Source organism: Companilactobacillus paralimentarius DSM 13238 = JCM 10415, assembly GCF_001434985.1.
GTDB lineage: Bacteria > Bacillota > Bacilli > Lactobacillales > Lactobacillaceae > Companilactobacillus > Companilactobacillus paralimentarius.
The window spans coordinates 1-22,948 of sequence record NZ_AZES01000003.1 but is presented as its reverse complement, the minus strand read 5'-3'; the positions used below and the strand labels follow the sequence as shown (position 1 = coordinate 22,948).

Here is a 22,948-nt window from a genome sequence, read left to right as displayed (position 1 = left end):
TTTTTTATTTTCTTCTTACTCGTTGCACTTCAATTGTAAATTCGTCATACAAAAAAGCCTCAACTGATTTAAAATCAGCTAAGACTTTATATTAATTTTAATTTAGTTAACACCTTGCATAAGTTTCTTGATCTTTGGTACAAACAATACCAAAATAACTGCTACTACAAGTGTTACAATTCCAGTCACACCAAAGAACATCATTTCATTATGTGGATCCCCTGGGTTGTATAACTTAACAATTTGCGCATTAGCAGCTTGTCCAGCAGAATCAGCTAAGAACCACATACTCATCATTTGACCCTTAAAAGCCTTAGGAGCAAGTTTTGTTGTAGCTGACAAACCAACTGGAGAAATTAGCATTTCACCAATTTCAATAATACCCCAACTCAATACTAACCAAAGTGGGCTAACTTTTGCTCCTGGTGCAATTCCCATCAAAGGAATAATCAAAACAAAGTATGAAATGGCCGTTGCAACTAATCCCATCCAGAATTTAGATGGAGATGATGGTTGACGGTTGCCCAACTTAATCCATAACCAAGCAAAGAATGGTGTATAGATAATGATAAAGAATGGGTTAAGCATCTGGAACAATGGAGCTGATAATTTAAATCCTGCAAAACTGAGTCTTGTTTGTTCAGCAGCAAATAAGGCTAGAACAACTGAACCTTGTTCTTCAATTGCCCAGAAAATAACGGCAGCCAAGAACAAAGGAATATAAGCAAGTACACGTGATCTTTCAATCTTAGTAACTTTCTTACTTGAAATCATCATAATAAAGTAACCAATTGGTAAAGCAATACCAAGAATACTAATAATTGTGATGATATTATCAATTGTAAAGGCATGAGCAAAGATCATTACAATTACAATAATAGCCAATACTAAGACTACAAGAGCAACACGTTGGAAGAACTTAGTACGTTCTTTATCCGTGATTGGATCTGGAGCATGTAAACTTTCTTCAGGAAGATATTTACGACCATCCCACCAGTAAACAATTAAGCCAATAAACATACCGATAGCAGCTAGTGAAAAACCAGCATGGAAGTTAAAGTGATTACTCATAGCATTTACTGCTGGCGGAGCAAACAATGAACCTAAGTTAATACCCATGACATAAATACTAAATCCTGAGTCACGTCTTGGATCCCCTTCACTATATAGTCCACCAACCATTTCGGATACGTTTGGCTTCAATAGTCCGGTACCAATAACGATAAGAGCGATTGATGAAAACAGTCCTGTCTCACCAATAGGAAGTGATAGCACAATATGACCAAGCATAATGGCAACACCACCCCAGAAGACAGTTCTTCTGGCCCCTAATAGTCTGTCACTGATAAATCCACCCAGAACACTAGACATATAAACTAATGAACCATAGATAGACATAACAGAAGCAGCAGTAGTACGGTCCATTCCTAGACCGCCTTTAGTTACAGCATAGTACATATAGAAAAGTAAAATGGCACGCATACCGTAATAACTGAATCTCTCCCAAAATTCAGTTAAGAACAAGGTGCGTAAACCTGTCGGTTGACCGAAAAATCCTCGGTCCTTCTTCTCATCCATTAAAAAATTCTCCTCACATTACACAATGATGTATTAATATTAAACTTTCAAAAACTTCATGTCAAAGTTTTTTTAATAAAATTCATAAGAATCCTTTTATATCAACAATAAAAAATAAGAGTCTTTTAAGATAGACTCTTATTTAAATTAGATATTATGTTTAAATGCCATCGTTGCTTCAACAGCATCTTTCCATCCATCATATAAATTTGTACGTACAGTTTCTGACATTTTTGGCTGGTAAATTTTACCTGCCTGATAATTTTGCTTAATATCATCCAAATCTTTCCAATAGCCCACTCCTAGTCCTGCCATGAATGCCACACCTAAAGAAGTTGTTTCCAATTCAGATGATCTTTGAAGAGATATTCCCAGAATATCGGCTTGAAATTGCATGAGATAGTCATTGGCAGAAGCTGCTCCATCAACCTTTAAAACTTCAATTGGAATCTTTGAGTCAGAACTCATTGTTCCAATAATGTCTTTCGTTTGATAAGCAATGGCCTGTAAAGTAGCCTTAATTACATCTTTGTCTGTCGTTCCTCTAGTCAAACCAAAAATAGTTCCATGAGCCTCGTTATCCCAGTATGGTGCACCTAAGCCGGCAAAAGCTGGTACTACATAAACCTCATTATCATCAATCGAATTCTTCGCTGCATCAGAAGTTGCAGGTGTGGAACTAATCAATTTCATATCATCCCGTAACCACTGCAAAGCTGCTCCGGCAACAAACACACTACCTTCCAAGGCATACTTGATTTCGCCATTTATACCATAAGCAATTGTCGTCAATAAATTATTATCTGACATTGCAGGTTTGTTACCAGTATTCATAACTGCAAACGCACCAGTTCCATAAGTATTCTTTACCATCCCTGGTTCGAAAGCCATTTGGCCAAATAATGAGGCTTGTTGTGAACCAGTCATTCCAGAAATCGGAATCTCTGAACCATAGAATTGATAATTCTTCGTTATACCGAAAACTTCTGAATTGGATTTAACTTCTGGCAACATTACTCGAGGAATATTAAATAGTTTTAATAAATCATCATCCCATTCAAGGGTATTGATGTTATAAAGCATTGTTCGACTAGCATTGGCACAATCAGTCATAAAGCTTTCACCGTCAGTCAATTTCCACAACAGCCAAGTATTAATAGTTCCAAATAAAAGTTCACCTTTTTCAGCCCGTTCTTGAGAACCATCAACATGATCCAAGATCCAACGAATCTTTGTTGCCGAAAAGTAAGGACTGATAATTAATCCAGTCTTTTGATGAATTTCATCTTTATAACCAGCTTTAATAAAATCGTTGGCTAGCTTAGAAGTCTGACGACTCTGCCAAACAATTGCATTATATATAGGAAGTCCAGTCTTTTTGTCCCAAACAACCGTGGTTTCTCTTTGACTAGCAATTCCGATTGCTTTAATTTGTTTTGGTTTAATCCCAGAGTCAATCAACGCCGTCGCAATAGTTGTTTGTACAGCATTCCAAATTTCATTTGGTTCATGTTCAACCCACCCTGGATTAGGCAAAATTTGTCTGATTGGATGTCTTGCCATCGCAACCCGTTGACCACTGTGATCAAAAATAATTGCCCGAGCTGTTGTTGTTCCCTCATCAATTGCTAAAATGTAATCTTTATCCATCTCTAACTCCTAAACAGCAAAAAAGGCGATGCTTCGCCTTTTATTTAGTTGTCTTATGCTTAAATTTTCTAGTTGCACTAACTGCTTCACGCCAACCTTCATATAAGTAATCTGCGTGTTCTTGATCCATCTCTGGTTCAAATGTAGCACCAGTAGCATATTGTTTCTTAATATCATATAAATTATCCCAATAACCCACTGCTAATCCAGCTAAAAAGGCAGCTCCCAAAGCAGTAGTCTCCAAGTCTTTGGCCCTTTGAACTGGAGTCTGTAAAATATCAGCTTGAAATTGCATTAGATAACGATTATTGGCAGCACCACCATCAACTTTTAAGGTTGGTATATCGATGCCAGTATCTTTCTTCATTGTATCTAGAACATCACGTGATTGATAGGCTAATGATTGCAAAGTAGCCTTAATGAAATCATTCTTAGTTGTTCCTCGAGTTAAACCAAAGACTGCACCACGAGCATCAGCGTCCCAATATGGAGCACCTAATCCCGTGAAAGCTGGTACAACATAGACCTCATCTTGATCTGTTGAAGCTAAAGCAGCCTCTTCAGATTGAGGAGCAGAATCGACCAAATTCATTGCATCTCTTAACCATTGAATGGCTGATCCAGCCACAAAAATACTACCTTCAAGTGCGTAATAAATTTTATTATTAATACCATATCCAATAGTAGTTAATAAATTATTATCAGACAACTGTGGTTTCTCACCAGTATTCATAACAATAAAAGCACCAGTTCCGTAAGTATTCTTTACCATTCCTGGTTCAAAAGCCATTTGACCAAATAAAGCAGCCTGTTGGTCACCGATCATTCCAGCAATAGGAACTTCTGATCCATAAAAATGATAGTCTTTTGTCTTAGCATAGACTTCAGAATTAGGACGAACCTCTGGCAACATTGCTTGTGGAATATTTAAGATTCTTAAAATATCTTTATCCCATTCCAAACTATGAATATTGAAAAGCATTGTACGACTAGCATTAGAATAATCGGTTATGTGAGCTGCACCACCAGACAGCTTCCAAAGTAACCAACTGTCAATTGTTCCAAAAAGGAGTTCTCCATCTTCAGCACGTTTTTGAGCTCCTTTAACATGATCCAAAATCCAACGAATCTTTGTAGCGGAAAAGTATGGATCAATCAATAAGCCTGTCTTTTCATGAATCATCTCACCATAACCACGACCAGCCAATTTTTCGGCAATATCGGTTGTCTGACGACTTTGCCAAACAATTGCATTATAGATAGGAAGACCTGTCGTCTTATCCCAAACCACTGTCGTTTCACGTTGATTTGTAATACCAATACCCTTAATTTGATCTGGTTTAATTCCTGATTCAATAAAAACATTAGCTATTGTTGACTGCACAGCGTTCCAAATCTCATTAGCATCGTGTTCAACCCAGCCAGGTTCAGGAAAATACTGTGTGAACTCACGTTGAGCATCAGCTATCTTATTCCCCTTTTGGTCAAAAATGATAGCACGAGTACTAGTTGTACCTTCATCTATCGCCATAATATATTCATTGGACATCAAATTTCACCCCGTTTTTAATGTAAACGTTTCATATCAGAATCTTATAACATCTACAGAATTTTGCAAATATTTCGATAATATTTACAAAAATTAGCTATTATATATCTCGTAATTTATCCTTTGATCTAACTATCAAAATAAAACTTATGAACAGTATAACGGCAACGGCAGAAACAAGCCAGCCCAGCTTTAAACCAGGAACTTGATAATTTAGAACTACATTATGCTGACCCTTTTTGAGATCAATCGCCATCAAATTTGAAACTACTTTATTAATTTTAACTTTTTTACCATCAACGTACGCACTCCAGCCATCATCATAAGGAATACTCAATAATAATGGTGCATCCTGATCTACATTAATTGAGCCTCGAACCGTATCATGATTCAAATCCGATTTAATATTTAATGACCGCCTTTTAAAATTATCTACCGATAAATCAAATTTAGACTGATCTAAAGATTGAAAATAGCGTGGATTTAATCCCAAAGTTTTATTCGTTAGAATCCTTATCTCCACTTGTTTATTTCGTTTAAAGTTACCCAAATATAACGTTGCTGCTTTATAGACATTAATCGATGAAGTCTTGATTCTCTTACCATTAACATAAATTTTAGACTTGTCGTAATTAAAAGGCGTTACATAAAAGTATAACGGTCCTGTTGTTCTCGTAGTTAACTGATAAGTATATAGCTTTTGATTACCAATAACACTCTGTTGCATGCTGGTTAAGAGTGAATTTTTAAAATATTCTGTACTATTGCCATTCAGGGCCTGCCATAATCTTTCTTGATTAGACAAAGCTTGACCTGATCTCATTTTAAAGTCATAGATATTATTATCAGCTAGAAAGCCTAAAGTCGGAGCTTTATAATTTTCCTCCACATGATAGTGACTTCCCCACTGACGAACTCGATAATAAACACCCAGCAAGGCATTAGTTAACTTAGTACCGCCATAATAACTAATTCTTCTGACATTGAGACTAAAATACCCTAAATTCTTCATCATCTCTAAAGTATTTTGATTTAACGTAGAACTGTACAAACTCAAACCATTAATATTGAAGAGAATAGGATCGTTATAATTATTATATTTTTCAGGGAAGGCTTTATTCAATCCCGACTTAGAAACGATTATTCGATGTCCCAAGTTACTTCGATCTTTCACTTCTTTTAAAATTGTGTTCTCTCGATCAAATTCATTCTGATAAATAGCCTGGTTCCCAAAGTCAGCTGTTGCCATTACTGAATTAAAATTGGCGATCACTTCAAACCCAACCATTAAAAATAAAATCAACAAGAAATTCTTATTACGATTCAGCAATAAAAGCGTTAGTCCTGAAAGAATAATGCAAACCAAGCTCAACCAGAAGTAATCAATACTGTAATTCAAACTGATACTATCAAAGCCTAATTTTTCAATAATCTTAGGCAAGAGCCATTCAGTTAAATAACCTAAACAAATTAAGATACCAGCAATACATGTTGCCTTCGTTATAACGTCTAATTCATTAACTACCCCACTTTGCCAGGCCTTTCGAGCAATAAAGATGCATGCAAAAGAAAAGATAAAACTATTTCGAAATGGAAAACCAGCTGGATTTTGAAACATATGCCACATCGTATTAAAAGTTGTCACAAACATACTGATCAGCAAAATTCCTAATAAAAAAACCGAATTCTGTTTATCACGATTACTAACACGTGAACTAAGATAATAGCTTAATAATAAAATCAAAATCGTTGATGTCATGAAAACAGACGGACCGTGTTCCAAACGTTGATCAAAGCTGTTTCCTCCAATTCCTAACTGAGTTAAAGCCTCTAAACCAAAACGTGCCGATGGTAAATAATTGAGAATATTAAATGAAGTCTTGGCTGTTTTTAACATTCCTATTAAAGTTGGCAATAAAACTACTGCTGAACTTAGCCCTGCTAAAACAGAAGAGATCAAGTAACGTCTGATAACTAACCATTTATCTTGTTGATGAAATAGATTATCTTCTAATCCAATATAGATGAAGAAACAAACGGAAAAAATACAGAGCATGTAACCCAAGTAATAATTAAAGATGATTGAAAATAAAATAGAAAAATAATACAGCACATATTGATGGTGCTTGATCACACGCATCACACCAACAGCTACCAAAGGTAGCATAATTAAGGCATCTAACCACATTAGATCATAAAAGTACGACGCTACAAAGCCACAAAAACTATAAGCAATCGTAAATATCCAATTAGCGGCACTACGCTCTTGAAAGTACTCTTTTAAAAAGAATGCCATCGTTACACCCATTGTGGATATCTTGATCATAATCAAAATATCAGCTGCAATCGGAATATTCCGAGCACTAAAGAAAACTAATAATAGATTAAAGGGCGATAAAAGATAGTAGCTCATAACGGGAAAAAAATTATCACCTAAAGATTGACTAAACAGATATAAATGCAAATTTCCTGACACAATTTGTCTTCTAAGCTCCGTTAAGAATGTTAAATATTGAGTACCCAAGTCGCTACTCAAAAAGTTATTACTACCAAAAGGAACCAAACCAGTGCAAGCAAAGATAATCGAAATAATAATCAAATTAATGATAAAAGTTCCAGAATAATAACGCACATAACGTTTTGCCATATCAAAACTCTCCTTACTAACTATCAAAATAATATGAGATATTAGGCAATAAGTAAAATTATTAACGTCGAAAACACAAAAAGGGCTTGCTTACGCAAGCCTATATTATTATCGTTTTTCATATTATTTACCTCAGGTTAGTTAAATAGTTATTTGTTTTGAATGGTTGTATTTTTAATTTGAATGTTAGTACTTTTTAATTAGTTTAAAAATTTCTTTTCATTGTGACTTCTGATCATCTTAGTACAAACAGTAGCTAAGACAGATACACCCGTGAGAACAAGAATCGGATGTTTTTTCATAAGCATTCACCTCGTTTTTTGAATAGCCATATTTGACTATGTATACATAGTACCGTGATTTTATGAAAGGAGTTTTAACAAAATAAGAATAATTTATGAATTTTAGAGAGCGAAGCAGGCCTGCGTAGCTTGTTTCCACAATATCGCATAGAACAACGGTTATTCCAAAAAAACATACAAAAAAAGGCAGCCCGAAAGCTACCTTCATAATCTTCAATTATTCGTTAATAGCTGAATCAGCTTTTTCAACAGCAGCACCTGCTAAGGCACTAACATAATTAACTGGTTTATCAAAGTTTGGTTGGAACAAGAAATCAACCATTGATAATTCATCAATTGTAACTTTCTTTTGAATAGCAAGTGATAACAAGTTAGCTGATTGTGATACATCATACTTACTTGTCAAAGCACCACCAAGCACTACTCTTGTTTCTGGATCCCAAACTAAATTCATCAATACAGGAGTTGTTGACAACATAAATTCAGGACGATAATTGTCTTCAAGTGAAACTTCAGCAATGTTCTTGCCCAATGCATCCGCATGAACTTTAGTCAATCCACTAGCTGCATAAGTTCTGCCGAATAATTCAACAGCTGAACTAGCTTGTGTACCCATATATTCGGCGGTATCTTTCTCAATATTTTTACCAACTAAAATACCCTGACGAACTGAGTTAGTTGCTAAAGGAATATATTGATTGTCACCGGTTGGATTATAATGTACAGACGCTGCATCACCTGCTGAGTAAACATTTGGAATACTTGTATGCATATATTTATCTACAACTAATGCACCGTTTGGTAAAGTTTCAAATTTATCAGCAAACATCTTTGTATTAGGACGGAAGCCAACACACATAACGGCGATGTCTGCTTCATAAGTATTCTTATCAGTTTTAACAATTACACTATGATCTGTTTCTTCAAATGACTCTACTTTTTCACTCAAGCCTAAAGTTACACCATTATCAACGTAATCTTTTTCGGCAACAGCTGACATATTCGGATCAAGATTCTTAGCCAAAACATCTGGTAAAGCATCGATCAATGTTGTTTCCTTGCCTAAAGTAGCATAACCTTCAGCCAATTCTGCACCAATATAACCAGCACCAATAACAATGGCACTCTTGATGTCTTTAGCATTTTCTTTCAATTCATTAGCATTAGTCCAGTTCTTACACAACATAACACGATCTGAATCAATTCCAGGAATTGGAGGAATAATTGGGGCTGAGCCAGTTGTAATTACTAACTTATCGTATGTTTGGCTAAAAGTATCACCATTTGCTAAGTTTTTCACTGACAATTTCTTGTTATCAAAGTCAATATCAGTCACATCATGTTGCATGTACATATGTGCACTCATATCAGTCAATGCTTCTGGGCTAGCATAAAACATCTTATTAGGATCTGAAACACGATCACTTACCCAAAGTGCAATCCCACAGGATAGAAAAGATAAATTATCATTTCTTTCAAAAACAGAGACTTCCCAATCTGGATGTTCCTTCAAAATGTTCATCGCTGAAAAAGTTCCTGCGTGTGTACAACCTACAATACTTACTTTCATAATAGACACCGTCCTTTTTTCTTATCATTATAATTTATTCACTAATACATTAAAAACGTTTACAAGATATTTAAAAAAATATATTTTGTTTATATAATATCTTGATATTAACCAATTAAATTATTTTTAATCCTCACTTCCTCCATATGTGTTGATTATCCTTTATTAACAAAAATTTTATGATACCGCTATTATCTAACTATTTATTGATTTTGTGATATTAAAAACAAATAAATATTTTTTTCGAAAATGAATTTAACTGTTTAAACACATGTGGTATATTATAAGTGTGCAAGGGGTTTAGATATGAAAATGCAATTCCTTCCTTTTTTAACTCTTAATGAAGGTTGCGATACACATCCTCATATCGTTAACCTATAAAGTTCATTCGTATCAACAATAAAAATTGCCCCCCTCAATCAATTTTTACTTAAACGATACGTTTGTAATATCCCATTACAATAATTTACTTTGAATGCTTTCATTAATTAATTAATAAATCCCTCTCTATTTGACAAATATGGAAACCTCACAAGCATTCATATCTTCCCCTGACACTACTGGTAATGCCGTTACACCAAACGTGTAACAAAAAACAAGCCCGTCCCCCCAGATGAGCTGTTTTTTTTTGACTTATTTTGATTAATTCGAATACAAATAGATTATCTTTTTCAATAAATTTTGATAATTAATTTTAAATGAGCTTAATTATCAAAATTAATCAATCATTATATCTCATAGAACCCTATTTTATTAATATCTTCTAGTTATCAAGAAACAAATATTGTGATATTAAAAACAAACAAATAAATTTACAATAATTGAAAAATTATGTTTAAACATATGTGCTATATTTATAACTGTGAAAGGGGATAAGGTATGAATCATTTATGATTCCTCCTTTATTAATTTTGATACACGGATCACGGTATACATCCTCATACCGAAATCTAAGCGAACTAATAAATATGAATTGTTCCCTCAATCAATTCGTACTTATTGCGAGTTATCCCAATTATAAATTCAATTTGAATGCTTTCCATTATTAATACCAAATCCCTCAATTTGGAAATTTTATCAGAATCATTCATATCTTCCCCTGACACTACTGGTAATGTCGTTACATAATCGTAACGAAAAGACAAGCTCATCCCCCTCAGATGAGCTTTTTTGTTGTTTAAAATTTATTCACTCGTTTTAAAACACAATATCGAATTATTATTACTCAATCAATTCATTATTTTATCCTAAAAATAAAAAAAATATTTTGTTCTATTTTGAACCGACATGTTTAAACATATATGCTATATTTATAACTGTGAAAGGGAAAAGATATGAGATGCGATTCCTTCCTTTAACTCTTAAAAAAAGTTACGATACATCCTCATATCGTTAACTCACAAATTTAAATTCTTAATTGACCCCCTCAATCAATTAAGAAAAATCCCATTACAATAATTTACTTTGAATGCTTTCATTAATTAATTAACAAATCCCTCTCTATTTAATATTTAAAAGAAATTGGAAACCCTCATAAAGCATTCATATCTTTCCCCCGACACTACTGGTAATGTCGTTGTGCATTTGTACAACAAAAAAACGAGCTCATCCCCCCTCAGATGAGCTTTTTTTATGTCCAAAATTTTTAAGCAACCCACTAGTCCCTGATATATCAAACTTTTATACATCAAAGGTAACTTATATTTGCACGCTTGTTAGTTTCTTTTGTACCTAAGTTGAGAATTACTTGCTTGTACACAGAGAAAGTTTAATCGAAATTAGAGGTAGCAAATAAATATCAGAGGGTGTTACAAATGTTAGAAATCAAGCAGGTCAGTACAATCATAGGCAAGAAAAAAATCATTAATAATGCAACTTTCTCCATCACTTCCGGCAGTATTGTTGGCTTAATTGGACCCAATGGGGCTGGGAAAACAACAATCATGAAGTCGATTCTCGGACTAACTAAATTCAACGGTGAAATCAATTTAAACAATCAGAAGATTACGGAAAATGATCATCACGCCTTAGAAAAAGTTGGCGCCTTAATTGAACATCCCGCTATCTATCCCTTTTTGACTGGTACACAGAATCTCAGTCTTTACTCGACGGATCCAATCGATATGCAACATATCATCACTTTATTAGGAATGAATAAATATATCGATCAAAAGGCCAAAGAGTATTCCTTAGGTATGAAACAAAAATTAGGTATCGGTATTGCTCTATTGAATCATCCCCAACTAGTTATTCTCGATGAACCAATGAATGGCTTAGACATCGAAGCAACCATTTTAATTCGGAAAATTATCAAAGAATACGCTCAAAACGGTTGTTCCTTTTTGATCTCTAGTCATATTTTGAGCGAACTACAAAAAGTTATGACTGAAATGATTCTGATCAACAACGGTAAAATCATTTTGACCAAACCAATGTCGGCTTTTTTAAAAACTAATTATGACTATTACGTAATTTTAACTGATCAACCCGACAAAACTAAAATTTTATTAACCAATTATCAGATAACTTCAAACGATAGATTAATTGTTAAACGTCAAGATATCAAAAATGTTCAAAAAATACTTTTTAACAATGGAATTAACCTACTAGAATTGGTCCCTCAACGCCCTACTTTAGAAAGAACCATTGTCAACTTACTTAAAAATCAGGAGGTAAAAAATCATGCTTAACAACTTGAAACAAGAACTTTTTAAATTTCGTTGTCAAAAAATGCCACTATATGGCGTAATCACCTTATTATTATTAATGATTTATACCTATCTCACTAATCACAATGCCAATTTCCTCCTGAACAACGGTTTTGGATCTAGCCAGTGGATCATTATCATTCTGGTAACTATCTCCTCTTCAATCCTATCCATGGAATATCAGAACAATACCATTATCAATTTGCTCTACAAGACTTCACACAAGTGGCAGATCTATCTAGCTAAATTTTTAGTAATGTTACTATATAGTTTTTTTCTATTAATAATGAACCTCATTTTTACAATGATTTTGAAATTTATACTATTTAATGGCTATCACGCCAAATTTTTAGGAACTTTACTACTTAATCTCAGCGGTGGATTCATTTATTCAATCTTCATCATTGCATTAGCCCTCTTACTAATTTCTTGGTTAAAAATCAATCCCCTTGTTATTGGCATTGGTCTAATCATTGGTTTCTTAGGAGCCGTCATTTCAACGGCCTTATATCCACTATTTAATTTCATCAAATGGAATCCTCTCAATATGATTTATGTATCCAATCAATTGGCTAATCCACAACTTATGAACAGCTCGCATCTGAATAGTTCGGAACTGATTATCTGTACTCTTCTTTACACCATTTTATTTTTAATTATCGGATACCAAATTTTTAAGAAAAGGTCAGTCTAGGTGAATAAAATGAAACAAAGTATAAAGAATGAATTCTTCAAAATTACCCATCAAAAGATTACGTGGATTGCGCCCATATTAATTTTGTGTTTAATGATGCTGTCAAGAGCTTTCATTGGCAATTCTGAGCAAAGACTCTTGATTATGGCAACTTACAATTCAGGGGAATGGATCTTATTAGCTCTAATCATCGTCTGCTCAACTGTCCTTTCCATGGAATATCAATATCACACTATTCTATTAACAATCTATAAAGCTCCTAACAGATTCCAAGTTTTTGCATCAAAATTATTAGTCATTTCAATCTATAACCTATTTCTCCACTTTTTGGCTATTATTTTTACTTTATTACTTCAACTGACACCACTAAAAGCCCATGTTTCTTGGTTGATTATCAATAAGTATTCTCAAAGTTTAGTTATCAACATGTTAAACACAACCTTAATAGATCTTGTGGCTTCAACTTTAATCGTCAGTTTGATTTTTTTAAGTTCTAGTCTAATTAAATCCAATTCAATCGTCATCACTATTAATTTAGCCATCGTTTTCATGGGTCAAACAGCTTCATCACAACTTTTGAATACTAATGCTCACTTACTAAATTTGGTTAAATGGAATCCACTCAATATGTACAATTTGACCGCTCAGTACTATAACCATGCCGTTTACCATGACACTAGTCATTTAACCAACATAGAACTACTTTTAGGGACATTAATATATACTGCAATATTTTTAATTCTGGGATATTATCTTTTTAGAAAAAAGAAATTTTAATAAAAAAACAGCCTCCATTAAGCATTCAAGTTATAAATCACGTACTTGAATCTCTTAATAGAAGCTGTTCTTATTATCCAATTAAACTTATTAACATCTTGCTCTTTTATTTAGTGTTTCGATGCACTACTTGTAGCATCAACTTCCGGTTTAACTTCTTTTTCTGTTTCTTCTTTAGAAGCACTAGCTGTTGCATCTACAGGTGCATCTGGTTTCTTTGAAGCGCCTGAAGTGGCATCAACCTTAGCATTTGGATCTGGAACTAACATTTGACCAGTTTGTTTTAAGTATTCATTAACGATAGGTTTCAAATCAACAGCCCATTCATTAACACCTTTATAGTTACCCTCTTCATCATGCATAGCTTTGTAGTAATGCATAACATGATGGTCACTATCGCCTCCGGGTACTGGCATTGAAACTAGATCCGTCTTACCGCTTCTCAACATGTGGATAACTTGCTTAACATGCTTAATAACACGTTCTTTACCTGGATGGACTGTGGTTAATGAATCTCCAACTTGTTCAGGAGTTCTCTTAGCTAACATCTTTTCAGTTGGCAAGAAACGATTGTAATAGATAAATTGATTATTTTCATCAACATAAGTCAATTCAATTGGAGTAGTCTTCAACATGTAATTCAACTGGTTAACAGTCAAAAGACCGCTATCCAATTTAACATATGTATTGCCTTCCACAGCGTTAACTTTCTTTGCAGCCTTATTTAACCAATCAGGATCATCCATGTCTACACCTTCTACAGTTGTATCTGTCTTACCAGTGGCCGATAAATCTTCCTTTTCATAGTCGTCAGCATCGATCATATTAATCACCTTCGCAAACTTAATAAATTTCTGTAAAGTTGTATCAAGAAAATCAATAGTACGTTGATCTTTCAAATCACCATTATCATCAAAAGCTGTTTTAACATTACCTAATAAGAATTCATTACCAGGTAAAACAACAGCATTAACTCCTGGTGCCTCTAAAATTTGTCTCAAATGCAATTGAGCACGTGATGAACCTTGAGTATGATATGAGGCTCCCACAATCATAACCGGTTTACCATCAAGCGGATGGATCTCATATGATAACCATTCGATAACATTCTTCAAAGCAGCTGGAACTGTGTGGTTATGCTCAGGAGTAGCAATGATAACACCATCAGCCGATTTGATTTTATTACTTAACTTTTGAATAACGGAACTATTTGTTTGATCATCATCTTGACTAAACATTGGGACTTGATTGATATCCAAAACTTCAATATCAGCAACACCCTTACAGTGCTTAGACATGAAATTCAACAATGTACGATTGTATGATTGGTCAGCAATTGAACCTGCAATACCTACTAATTTCATATTTATCTCCCCTAGTCCTTATCCCAAGAAAATTCTTTGGCTTTTTGTTTGTTAATTTCATTGGCATTATTTAATTGTTTAGATATATTTACGAAATCCAAGAAATCTTGGAATAATCCGTCTAGTTGTTTAATAATCTTTTCATCCTTCAAATCACCATTCTCATCAAAGGCTTGTAATGAGTGACCCAATAAAAATTCTGAACTAGGCATAATTCTAGCCTTCAATTCTGGTGAATCCAAAATCTGGCGTAATTGCGCTTGTGCCCGTGATGAGCCTAATGAACCATAAGAAGCTCCTGTAATCATAACTGGTTTATCCACAAATGGATGGATTCCATATGATAACCAGGCTAAAGCACTCGATAAAACAGCTGGAATGGAGTGATCGTATTCAGGTGTCGCAATAATCACACCATCGGCGGCTTCGATTTTATTAGCAATATCTAATGCCTCTTGAGGAACATACTTATCAGCACTCTTCTTATAAATTGGAAGATTCTTGATTTCAACCAACTCAATTTCAGCGGCTGATTGGAAACGTTTCTTCATGTACTTCAATAATTCACGATTAGTCGACTTATTGGAATTAGATCCCACTATTGCAATAAATTTATTCATATTAGCAATCACCTTATTTATAATTATCTTACATGTTCATTGTAAATTCGTTCACAATATAAATCAACACAATTTTGGAATTGTTATGATATATAATTGTTATATTTTAAAAAACTTGTCACGTAATCCACTAGTAGTTTGATATTCCAAATTTTTCGTGATAAAAATGGCCTCGACACCAGGTTGACTTTCAATCAAAGCCAATCCTTTTTCGATACCTTGATAGAATCCAACAGTTGACCAAATCTCACCATCAATCGACTTATCACTGACAATCGTCACACTGGCAAGATTGTTTTTGATGGGATAACCCGTCTTGGAATCAAACATATGATGGTATTCATGACCATCGATAACCAGTTTACGTTCATAAATACCAGAAGTTCCAATTGACTTAGCGGTCGTATGCAAAACGCCTAATGACACATCTCGTTTTTCCACTGGATTCTGAACACCGATATTCCACATTTTGTCTTCATGAACACTGGGACCAAGTAAAAGAACATTGCCACCCAAATCAATAATGCCTGTTTCAACATTCATGCTTAACCACAAGGTTTTGATTTTATCAGCGATATAACCTTTAGCAATTCCACCTAGGTCAATTTCCATACCCTTTTCTTCCAAGAAAACCGTTTGTTTTTTATCATCTAATTTAATTCTTTCAGGATCAATAATACGTAAACGTTCTTTAATATCGGCATCACTTGGTTTGTTAGCGCCCTTGAAACCGATTTTCCACAGTTTAACTAAAGGTCCAATCGCAACGTTAAAACCTAAATGTTGGCGACTAACTAATACGGCTCGCTTAATTAGTTCATAAGTATCAGTTGGTACAGCCACTGGTTTGATTCCGGCCAAATGATTGATTGACATAACCTCGGACTGATCGCGGTTAACAGTCAATTTATCTTCATAATTTTTGATCAAGTCATAAGCTGCGTCCAACTCTTTCTCTCCAGCTGGAGTCGCAACGGTCAGATTGATCAAGGTTCCTAAGGCATAATACTTCTTATTAACTAAACTCATTTTCATCCTCGATTTCAATTCCAGATTTATAAAACGTTCACAATGTCACAATTTAGAGTTATATTAACCTTAACACCTTACGGAAATGGAGTGAATGATATGTTTGAGGATTCAAAACTAAATTGGAACGCTACTTATGATGTAATCGTCTTGGGCTTCGGTGGTGCCGGTGCTACTGCTGCTAGATTTGCGGCCGATAATGGTGCCAAAGTCTTAATTACTGATTCAGCTCCCGAGGGTCATGAGGGTGGCAATACTCGCTACGCTGGACAAGTTATTTCTTCAGGTGACGATCTCGATGACTTGAGAAAATATTATCAAGATTTGGCCTACCCATTAGCCTATGATCAAGACTTGATGGAAACCTTCATTCAAGGATTGTATAAGATCCCTGATTATTTGGAGAAATATCTAGGTGTAAAGCCTTTTGTTATGGGCCAACATCCTGAATCACCTGTTTCCAAAGCCTTATACTTTATGGCTCACGAATATCCTGAATTCAGAGGTCAAGCTACACACGAATTAGTCGCTGTTCATGAAGGCGTGGCTGATTCAGCTTTGTGGAAAAACTTACGCCAACAAGTTCTCGATCGTGCTGATAAGATCGATGTTCTTTACCAAACGCCTGCAAAACATTTAATTCAAAACCCAGAAACTAAAGCAATCGTTGGGGTTCAAATTGAACGTGACGGTAAATTGTTAAATGTTAGAGCTAACAATGGTGTCATAATGGCAACTGGTAGTTTTGAAAACAATCCTAAGATGATTGAAAACTATTTAGGTGAAACTAGCTTGAATCCAATCGGTTCTCTCTACAATAAGGGTATCGGAGTCAAAATGGCTAGCGAGGTTGGCGCCCAACTTTACAATATGAACAATTATGAATCATACGGTATCTTCCATGGGTTGACACCTAAACCTGCTAAGGGTCAACGTTCACAATTTTTACCATTTGACTGGCCTGCTTTCCACCAAGGCAGCTTGATCGTTGTTGGTGACGATGGAACTCGTTACTTCGACGAAAATGAGATCCACAGACATGGTCACATTCAAGATCACGGCAACTGGAGAATTCCACTAGCTCAACGTCATCCCTATGTTGTCTTTGATCAAAAGAAGTACGATGAATTATCTAACGATAAAAATGCTCCTTACCCAGAATTCTTGAAAGCAGTTGTTAAGGCCGACAATCTTGAAAGCTTAGCAAAAGTTTTGAATGTTGACGTTGATAAGTTGCAAAAGACTATTACAGACTTCAATTATTTTGCTGAACAAAAACGTGATTATGCCTTCAATCGTGATTCTGAAACTTTGACTGCCTTTGACGATGGTCCCTATTATGCTCTAGCAATGGTCCAGGGTCTATTAAATACTCAAGGCGGTCCGGTTCATAACTCTCACGCCGAAGTAGTCGACAATGATGATCAAGTAATCCCTCATCTTTATGCTGCTGGTGAATTAGGCAGTTTAATGGGACGTCAATACAACGGTGGTAGCAATTTAGCTGAAAATTTAATCTTTGGTAAGATTGCCGGCGAAAATGCTGCTAGTGTTAAACCAGAAATTACCGCTACAAATGTTGATGCTCAAACTTCAGCCAGCATGCATGAAGAAGGACTTGGTTCTGATATTGCCGAAGAATATTTCGAAACGAAAGATAACCAATATATCGGTAAATCAACCGCCGGCATGGGTAACGAAATTGTTGTACGAGTTACAGTTGATGATGACAAAAATATCCAAGATATTGAAGTTTTGAAGCAAAGTGAATCCGACGATTATGGTTTGAAGGCTGTTAAAGAATTACCTAAGGAAATTGTCGCTAAAAACTCTGTCAACGTTGATACTGTTTCCGGTGCCTCTGCCTCAAGTAAAGCTATTAAAGAAGCCGTTCAAAACGCATTAAATCAAGTTAAATAAAAAAAGCCAACAATACAGATTTAATTGTCGACTTTAATCTTATGAGCTAACCCTTTTACAGGTTAGCTTTTTTGTTTATTTTTTATCAAAAAAATGGAGAAACACGTCTGTGTTTCCCCTAGGAGGTATTTCTCAATTCATTATCTAATACAGTCATTATATAATTAATGTGGGCAAATTTATATAGCTTATGGAAATTTATAACATTTTTTTGATATTCTTTGATTTGTAAAATAATCTTCTTTGAAAAGGCATACATATGAATTACTAAGAAATTTGCCTGGCAAATTTAAAAATCGAAGAATTTGTCAGCCGTGCAAAGTCATTTGACTTTCTATGACATTCTTAGATTTTCACAAATAAAAAAAGAGCTTTGAATGCTGATTTAACAGTATTCAAAGGCTCTTCTGTTTTTAACTGATATTCTTATTATGCCGTGTGCAGGAGTCGAACCTGTGACCGCCGGTTTACGATACCGATGCTCTACCAACTGAGCTAACACGGCAAAAAAAGAAATCCTATAAAAAAATACATCTAATTCAAATGAACTAGATGTATTTCTATTGAAGACACCTAGGATTTCCTAAGTATTTATAACTCCGGATGTCAGACTCGAACTGACGACACCCTGATTAACAGTCAGATGCTCTACCAACTGAGCTAATCCGGAATAATTCAATAGCTCTTTAACAGAACTATTAAATCTTATCAATCTATTGGGATTGAGTCAATACTTATTTAGCATTTTCTTTAGTAATTTTTGTAACTCCACCCATGTATGGTACCAATACGTCAGGAATTGTAACTGATCCATCTTCATCTTGGTAGTTTTCAAGGATAGCGGCTACGGTACGACCTGCAGCAAGTCCTGAACCATTCAAAGTATGTGCCAACTTGGTCTTACCATTTTCGTCACGATAACGAATATGAGCACGACGAGCTTGGAAGTCAAGACAGTTTGAACAACTTGAGACTTCACGATACTTGTCTTGAGCAGGCATCCAAACTTCAAGATCGTATGTCTTAGCTGAACTGAAACTAGCATCCCCACTTGAAAGTACAATAACGTGATATGGAAGTCCTAATTGTTTCAAAATGTTTTCAGCGTTGGCTGTCAATTTTTCTAGTTCATTGTATGATTCTTCTGGTTTTGTAACCTTAACCATTTCAACCTTATTGAATTGGTGCATACGGATCAAACCACGAGTATCACGACCAGCACTACCTGCTTCTGAACGGAAACAAGGTGTTAATGCTGTAACGTATTTAGGTAAGTCTTTTTCATTTAAAATCTTACCAGCAAAATAGTTTGTCAATGGTACTTCAGCTGTAGGGATCAAAGTTAGTGGATTTTCATCAACCATAACTGTATAAACGTCTTCAGTAAACTTAGGGAATTGACTTGTACCAAACATGGCGTCGTTATTTACCAAGTATGGAGGGATAACTTCTGTGTAACCTTCCTTTTGGTGTTGATCCAACATAAAGTTGTAAACGGCACGTTCAAGTCTAGCACCCATACCGATGTAGTAAACAAAACGTGAACCGGCAACTTTAGTAGCTTGTTCAAAGTCTAGAATTCCTAATTCTTCACCGATATCCCAGTGATGACGAGGTTTGAAACCTTCCTTAGGAATGGCACCGACTTTACGAATTTCAACGTTAGTACTTTCATCAGGTCCAACAGGAACTGAATCGTCAGGAATGTTAGGTAGACGAACTAAGATGTAGTTCATCTTTCCTTCTGTTTCTTCAAGCTCAGCATCCAAATTCTTAATGTCTGAACCAACTTGCTTCATAGCAGCAATTTCGTCACTGGCATCTTCTTTATTACGTTTTTTAGTAGCGATACCTTGAGAAACTGTGTTTCTTTTTTCTTTAAGGGTTTCACTCTTAACTAATAATTCACGACGCTTGCTGTCACAGCCAAGCAATTCATCGATTTCATCACTAGTTACTCCACGTGATGCTAACTTGTTCTTGATCCATTCTGGATCTTTTCTAATCAATTTGATATCTAACATTGAGATTCTCCTTTTTGATTTTTGGCTTGAGAGAGTTTGTACTCTTTTGGTTTGGGATGATTTGGGTTTGAGGTTAAATAACCGGTTCTTTTATTAATAACCATTGTTCTATTTTTTATAGTGGAAACGAGTTTTGCAGGCCAATTTCTTCCGGTTTGCTACAGTACTGGAATTGCACGCATGGTGCGCGTGCGATTCCAGTACCTAAGCAAATCCTCGGAAATTCCCGGGCCTGCTCCGCTCTCTACAAAAAAAGGCCGATTCATCCCAATAAAGGGACGAATCGACCATTCGCGGTACCACCCAGTTTCAGTGTACGCAAATACACTGCACTTTCAGACTTTATCGGATCAACCCGAACGGCATTACCCGTTGCCAGAATGCTGGAATAAAAGCCTTTGCGATTTTCACCAACCATCGCTTCTCTGAAAGGTTTATGAGTAGGCACTCTCTTAGCGTTATATTCATTTCTTATAATAATTTAAACTAACTTAAATATCAATAGTGGTTGTGTTTTTGTTCATGTTTTACATCAATATCCTCTAATTTCAAGAACTTAGTCTTGTATCTGAGTTTGTAGTAAAGCCAACATACGAACAGAATAATCAATCCACTGTAACTGATCAATAATCTTCCGATATTGAAATCTACCATTGATCTTACATCCTGTCCTAAGATAATAATAATTCCTAAGACAATGGCTAAAATTGGTCCAAATGGGAACCACTTTGCTTTGTAGCGGAGATCATCTAAATCATATCCTTTATACAAGTAAGCTTTTCTAAATCGGTAATGTGAAAAGGCAATTCCTAACCATGCAATGAACCCTGTCAATCCTGACGCTGCAACTAACAATTCATAGAATGAATCACCATACAAACTTGTAAATAGAGCGATGGCCCCAACTAAAGCTGTTAATAATAGTGAAAAGACGGGTACGCCTCGACCACTAGTTCTTTGGAAAGCCTTTGGCGCCATACCTTGCTTACTCATGGACCAAAGCATACGACTAGCAGCGTATAATCCTGAGTTAGCAGCAGAAATAACTGATGTCAAAATAACGGCATTCATTACCCCAGCAGCTAGTGGAATACCAACTTTTTTGAAAACAATAGTAAACGGACTAATAGCAATATCGCCAGCTCCTGAACCTAACAAATTAGGACTTGTATAAGGAATCAAAGCGCCAATAACAGCGATTGACAATATGTAGAATAACAAGATTCTCCAGAAGACTTGTTTGATAGCTTTGGGTATACTCTTCTCGGGTGTAGCAGATTCTCCTGCAGTAATTCCGATCAACTCGGTACCCTGAAACGAGAATCCAGCTACGACGAATACGCTTAGAATTGCCGGTATTCCACCAACAAATGGTGCTTTCTTGTAAGTATAATTAGTTAAACCAACAAAATGTTGATTGCCTAGAATACCTAAAATACTCAAGATACCGACAATCAAAAAGATAATTACGGCAGTAACTTTAATTGACGAGAGCCAATATTCAGTTTCACCAAATGAACCAACTGAAATGAAGTTAATCACTAGTAAAACGATCATAAACGTTAAACTTATTTTCCATGATGTCCAACTTGGGAACCAATACTTAACAACCAAAGAAATAGTTGATAAGTCTACCGCTAAGGTAATAGCCCAGTTAAACCAATAATTCCAACCCAAAGCAAAGCCAAAGGCCGGATCGATAAATTTAGTTGCGTAAGTTGCAAAGGAACCAGAGACCGGCATATAAGTAGCCATTTCTCCTAAACTTGTCATCAAAAAGTAGACCATAATACCGATAGCCACATAAGCTATCAGAGCTCCTCCAGGTCCTGCGGTTGAGATTGAAGAACCACTGGCAACGAATAAACCAGTTCCAATCGAACCTCCTAACGCAATCATTGATAGATGACGAGTCTTTAACGAACGACTCACATCATTATTTTCCATCTTTCATTCCCCTTTTATCTGGACATAAAAAAAGTCCCTATTATCAGAGGAACTACTGACAATAAGGATTATAATTAATTATCCCAATAATCAATAGCTCAACGTTTTTCAAAAAATAAAAAAATCATTTTCTGAACGTACGACAGTCTACCACCTATTAAGTAATAGCCCAATCAACTTTATCAAGTAGGGATAAAATGATTTCGGCAACTTTTCCTTTAATGTTTTTTCAAGGTACCCTATCGTACTCCAAAACACGACTAATAAAAATTGCGCCTCTATCTGATTACAAAATATTATAAATAAATGTTAAGATAGTAGCAAGTAGTGTTTCTTATATTTATTAATCTTTTTAAATTAACAATTTAACATTGCCGGGGGAAACAAACATGTTGGAGCAAATTTTCTTAGTTAAGCAAGACGTAGAAAAATATCGAATGCTAACTGTTATTAAGTCGCTACCTCCTCGTGAAGTAAACTTGAGTAATATCAGTAGTAGATTGCAATTTACGTACGACGAATTTACAATTGAAGTGCAACGAGTAAGAAGAAAATAAAAAAGAACTCAT

Annotated in this window: 16 protein-coding genes, 2 tRNA genes and 1 riboswitch; of the genes, 5 read left to right on the top strand and 13 right to left on the bottom strand. The window is 35.2% G+C overall.

From position 1 onward, the window contains the following. Positions 1–102 precede the first annotated feature (102 nt). From FD33_RS00180 to FD33_RS00155, 6 genes are all read right to left on the bottom strand, one after another. Complete coding sequence (locus tag FD33_RS00180; RefSeq protein ID WP_025086002.1) at positions 103–1,578, bottom strand: peptide MFS transporter; 1,476 nt, start codon at positions 1,576–1,578, stop codon at positions 103–105. A 147-nt stretch (positions 1,579–1,725) separates the two neighbouring features. Further along, on the bottom strand, positions 1,726–3,228 hold the full coding sequence (glpK, locus tag FD33_RS00175) for a glycerol kinase GlpK (RefSeq protein WP_056955650.1): 1,503 nt from the start codon (positions 3,226–3,228) through the stop codon (positions 1,726–1,728). 40 nt (positions 3,229–3,268) lie between these two features. Continuing rightward, positions 3,269–4,777 carry a glycerol kinase GlpK gene (gene glpK / locus FD33_RS00170; RefSeq protein ID WP_025086004.1) on the bottom strand — a complete coding sequence of 503 codons (1,509 nt, stop codon included), beginning with the start codon at positions 4,775–4,777 and terminating at the stop codon, positions 3,269–3,271. Between the two features lie 100 nt (positions 4,778–4,877). Beyond that, positions 4,878–7,424, bottom strand: a complete 2,547-nt coding sequence (locus FD33_RS00165) for a YfhO family protein (protein ID WP_025086005.1) — start codon at positions 7,422–7,424, stop codon at positions 4,878–4,880. A 519-nt stretch (positions 7,425–7,943) separates the two neighbouring features. Further along, complete coding sequence (locus tag FD33_RS00160) at positions 7,944–9,296, bottom strand: FAD-dependent oxidoreductase (protein WP_025086006.1); 1,353 nt, start codon at positions 9,294–9,296, stop codon at positions 7,944–7,946. Between the two features lie 959 nt (positions 9,297–10,255). Continuing rightward, entirely contained in the window at positions 10,256–10,441 is a 186-nt protein-coding gene (locus FD33_RS00155) for a hypothetical protein (RefSeq protein WP_025085825.1), read from the bottom strand. Between the two features lie 669 nt (positions 10,442–11,110). Here FD33_RS00155 and FD33_RS00150 point away from each other — a divergent pair. The 3 genes from FD33_RS00150 to FD33_RS00140 are packed head-to-tail and all read left to right on the top strand — an operon-like array spanning position 11,111 to position 13,475. Next, the gene (locus tag FD33_RS00150; RefSeq protein WP_025085824.1) at positions 11,111–11,986 is read left to right on the top strand and encodes an ABC transporter ATP-binding protein; all 876 of its coding nucleotides are present in this window, start codon (positions 11,111–11,113) and stop codon (positions 11,984–11,986) included. Further along, positions 11,979–12,698: an ABC transporter permease gene (locus FD33_RS13135; RefSeq protein WP_056955649.1), complete on the top strand. Its 720-nt coding sequence runs from the start codon at positions 11,979–11,981 to the stop codon at positions 12,696–12,698. Before FD33_RS00150 ends, FD33_RS13135 begins: the two co-directional genes overlap by 8 nt. 9 nt (positions 12,699–12,707) lie before the next feature. Further along, positions 12,708–13,475 (top strand): ABC transporter permease, encoded by a 768-nt coding sequence (locus FD33_RS00140; RefSeq protein WP_056955651.1) that lies wholly within the window; start codon positions 12,708–12,710, stop codon positions 13,473–13,475. 110 nt (positions 13,476–13,585) lie between these two features. Here FD33_RS00140 and FD33_RS00135 read toward each other — a convergent pair whose 3' ends face one another. The 3 genes from FD33_RS00135 to FD33_RS00125 form a co-directional block, all read right to left on the bottom strand. After that, a complete protein-coding gene (locus tag FD33_RS00135) occupies positions 13,586–14,839 on the bottom strand; it encodes an NAD(P)H-dependent oxidoreductase (protein ID WP_025085823.1) in 1,254 nt (417 codons plus the stop codon). An 11-nt stretch (positions 14,840–14,850) separates the two neighbouring features. Beyond that, positions 14,851–15,459 (bottom strand): NADPH-dependent FMN reductase, encoded by a 609-nt coding sequence (locus FD33_RS00130; RefSeq protein WP_025085822.1) that lies wholly within the window; start codon positions 15,457–15,459, stop codon positions 14,851–14,853. A 99-nt stretch (positions 15,460–15,558) separates the two neighbouring features. Beyond that, positions 15,559–16,488 carry an FAD:protein FMN transferase gene (locus tag FD33_RS00125; protein WP_025085821.1) on the bottom strand — a complete coding sequence of 310 codons (930 nt, stop codon included), beginning with the start codon at positions 16,486–16,488 and terminating at the stop codon, positions 15,559–15,561. Positions 16,489–16,587: 99 nt separating this feature from the next. On the opposite strand from FD33_RS00125, the gene FD33_RS00120 reads away from it, so the two are divergent. Further along, positions 16,588–18,408: an FAD-binding protein gene (locus FD33_RS00120; RefSeq protein ID WP_056955648.1), complete on the top strand. Its 1,821-nt coding sequence runs from the start codon at positions 16,588–16,590 to the stop codon at positions 18,406–18,408. Between the two features lie 432 nt (positions 18,409–18,840). Here FD33_RS00120 and FD33_RS00115 read toward each other — a convergent pair. The 4 genes from FD33_RS00115 to FD33_RS00100 all read right to left on the bottom strand — a co-directional run bounded on the left by FD33_RS00115 (position 18,841) and on the right by FD33_RS00100 (position 22,379). Further along, positions 18,841–18,913, bottom strand: a tRNA-Thr gene (locus tag FD33_RS00115). A 92-nt stretch (positions 18,914–19,005) separates the two neighbouring features. Then, positions 19,006–19,078 (bottom strand) — tRNA-Asn (locus FD33_RS00110). 64 nt (positions 19,079–19,142) lie between these two features. Next, positions 19,143–20,432: a serine--tRNA ligase gene (serS, locus tag FD33_RS00105; protein WP_025085820.1), complete on the bottom strand. Its 1,290-nt coding sequence runs from the start codon at positions 20,430–20,432 to the stop codon at positions 19,143–19,145. A gap of 498 nt (positions 20,433–20,930) precedes the next feature. Beyond that, on the bottom strand, positions 20,931–22,379 hold the full coding sequence (locus FD33_RS00100; protein WP_025085819.1) for an amino acid permease: 1,449 nt from the start codon (positions 22,377–22,379) through the stop codon (positions 20,931–20,933). Positions 22,380–22,465: 86 nt separating this feature from the next. After that, positions 22,466–22,668, bottom strand: a riboswitch (Lysine riboswitch). 100 nt (positions 22,669–22,768) lie between these two features. On the opposite strand from FD33_RS00100, the gene FD33_RS12550 reads away from it, so the two are divergent. Next, complete coding sequence (locus FD33_RS12550) at positions 22,769–22,936, top strand: hypothetical protein (protein ID WP_156407811.1); 168 nt, start codon at positions 22,769–22,771, stop codon at positions 22,934–22,936. The last annotated feature ends 12 nt before the right edge of the window (positions 22,937–22,948 follow it).

What these genes read in the sequence shown, in the direction of transcription:
- FD33_RS00180 (WP_025086002.1), bottom strand. Translation starts at nt 1,578, where the DNA reads ATGGATGAGAAGAAGGACCGAGGATTTTTCGGTCAACCGACAGGTTTA.
- glpK (WP_056955650.1), bottom strand. Translation starts at nt 3,228, where the DNA reads ATGGATAAAGATTACATTTTAGCAATTGATGAGGGAACAACAACAGCT.
- glpK (WP_025086004.1), bottom strand. Translation starts at nt 4,777, where the DNA reads ATGTCCAATGAATATATTATGGCGATAGATGAAGGTACAACTAGTACT.
- FD33_RS00165 (WP_025086005.1), bottom strand. Translation starts at nt 7,424, where the DNA reads ATGGCAAAACGTTATGTGCGTTATTATTCTGGAACTTTTATCATTAAT.
- FD33_RS00160 (WP_025086006.1), bottom strand. Translation starts at nt 9,296, where the DNA reads ATGAAAGTAAGTATTGTAGGTTGTACACACGCAGGAACTTTTTCAGCG.
- FD33_RS00150 (WP_025085824.1), top strand. Translation starts at nt 11,111, where the DNA reads ATGTTAGAAATCAAGCAGGTCAGTACAATCATAGGCAAGAAAAAAATC.
- FD33_RS13135 (WP_056955649.1), top strand. Translation starts at nt 11,979, where the DNA reads ATGCTTAACAACTTGAAACAAGAACTTTTTAAATTTCGTTGTCAAAAA.
- FD33_RS00140 (WP_056955651.1), top strand. Translation starts at nt 12,708, where the DNA reads ATGAAACAAAGTATAAAGAATGAATTCTTCAAAATTACCCATCAAAAG.
- FD33_RS00135 (WP_025085823.1), bottom strand. Translation starts at nt 14,839, where the DNA reads ATGAAATTAGTAGGTATTGCAGGTTCAATTGCTGACCAATCATACAAT.
- FD33_RS00130 (WP_025085822.1), bottom strand. Translation starts at nt 15,459, where the DNA reads ATGAATAAATTTATTGCAATAGTGGGATCTAATTCCAATAAGTCGACT.
- FD33_RS00125 (WP_025085821.1), bottom strand. Translation starts at nt 16,488, where the DNA reads ATGAGTTTAGTTAATAAGAAGTATTATGCCTTAGGAACCTTGATCAAT.
- FD33_RS00120 (WP_056955648.1), top strand. Translation starts at nt 16,588, where the DNA reads ATGTTTGAGGATTCAAAACTAAATTGGAACGCTACTTATGATGTAATC.
- serS (WP_025085820.1), bottom strand. Translation starts at nt 20,432, where the DNA reads ATGTTAGATATCAAATTGATTAGAAAAGATCCAGAATGGATCAAGAAC.
- FD33_RS00100 (WP_025085819.1), bottom strand. Translation starts at nt 22,379, where the DNA reads ATGGAAAATAATGATGTGAGTCGTTCGTTAAAGACTCGTCATCTATCA.
- FD33_RS12550 (WP_156407811.1), top strand. Translation starts at nt 22,769, where the DNA reads ATGTTGGAGCAAATTTTCTTAGTTAAGCAAGACGTAGAAAAATATCGA.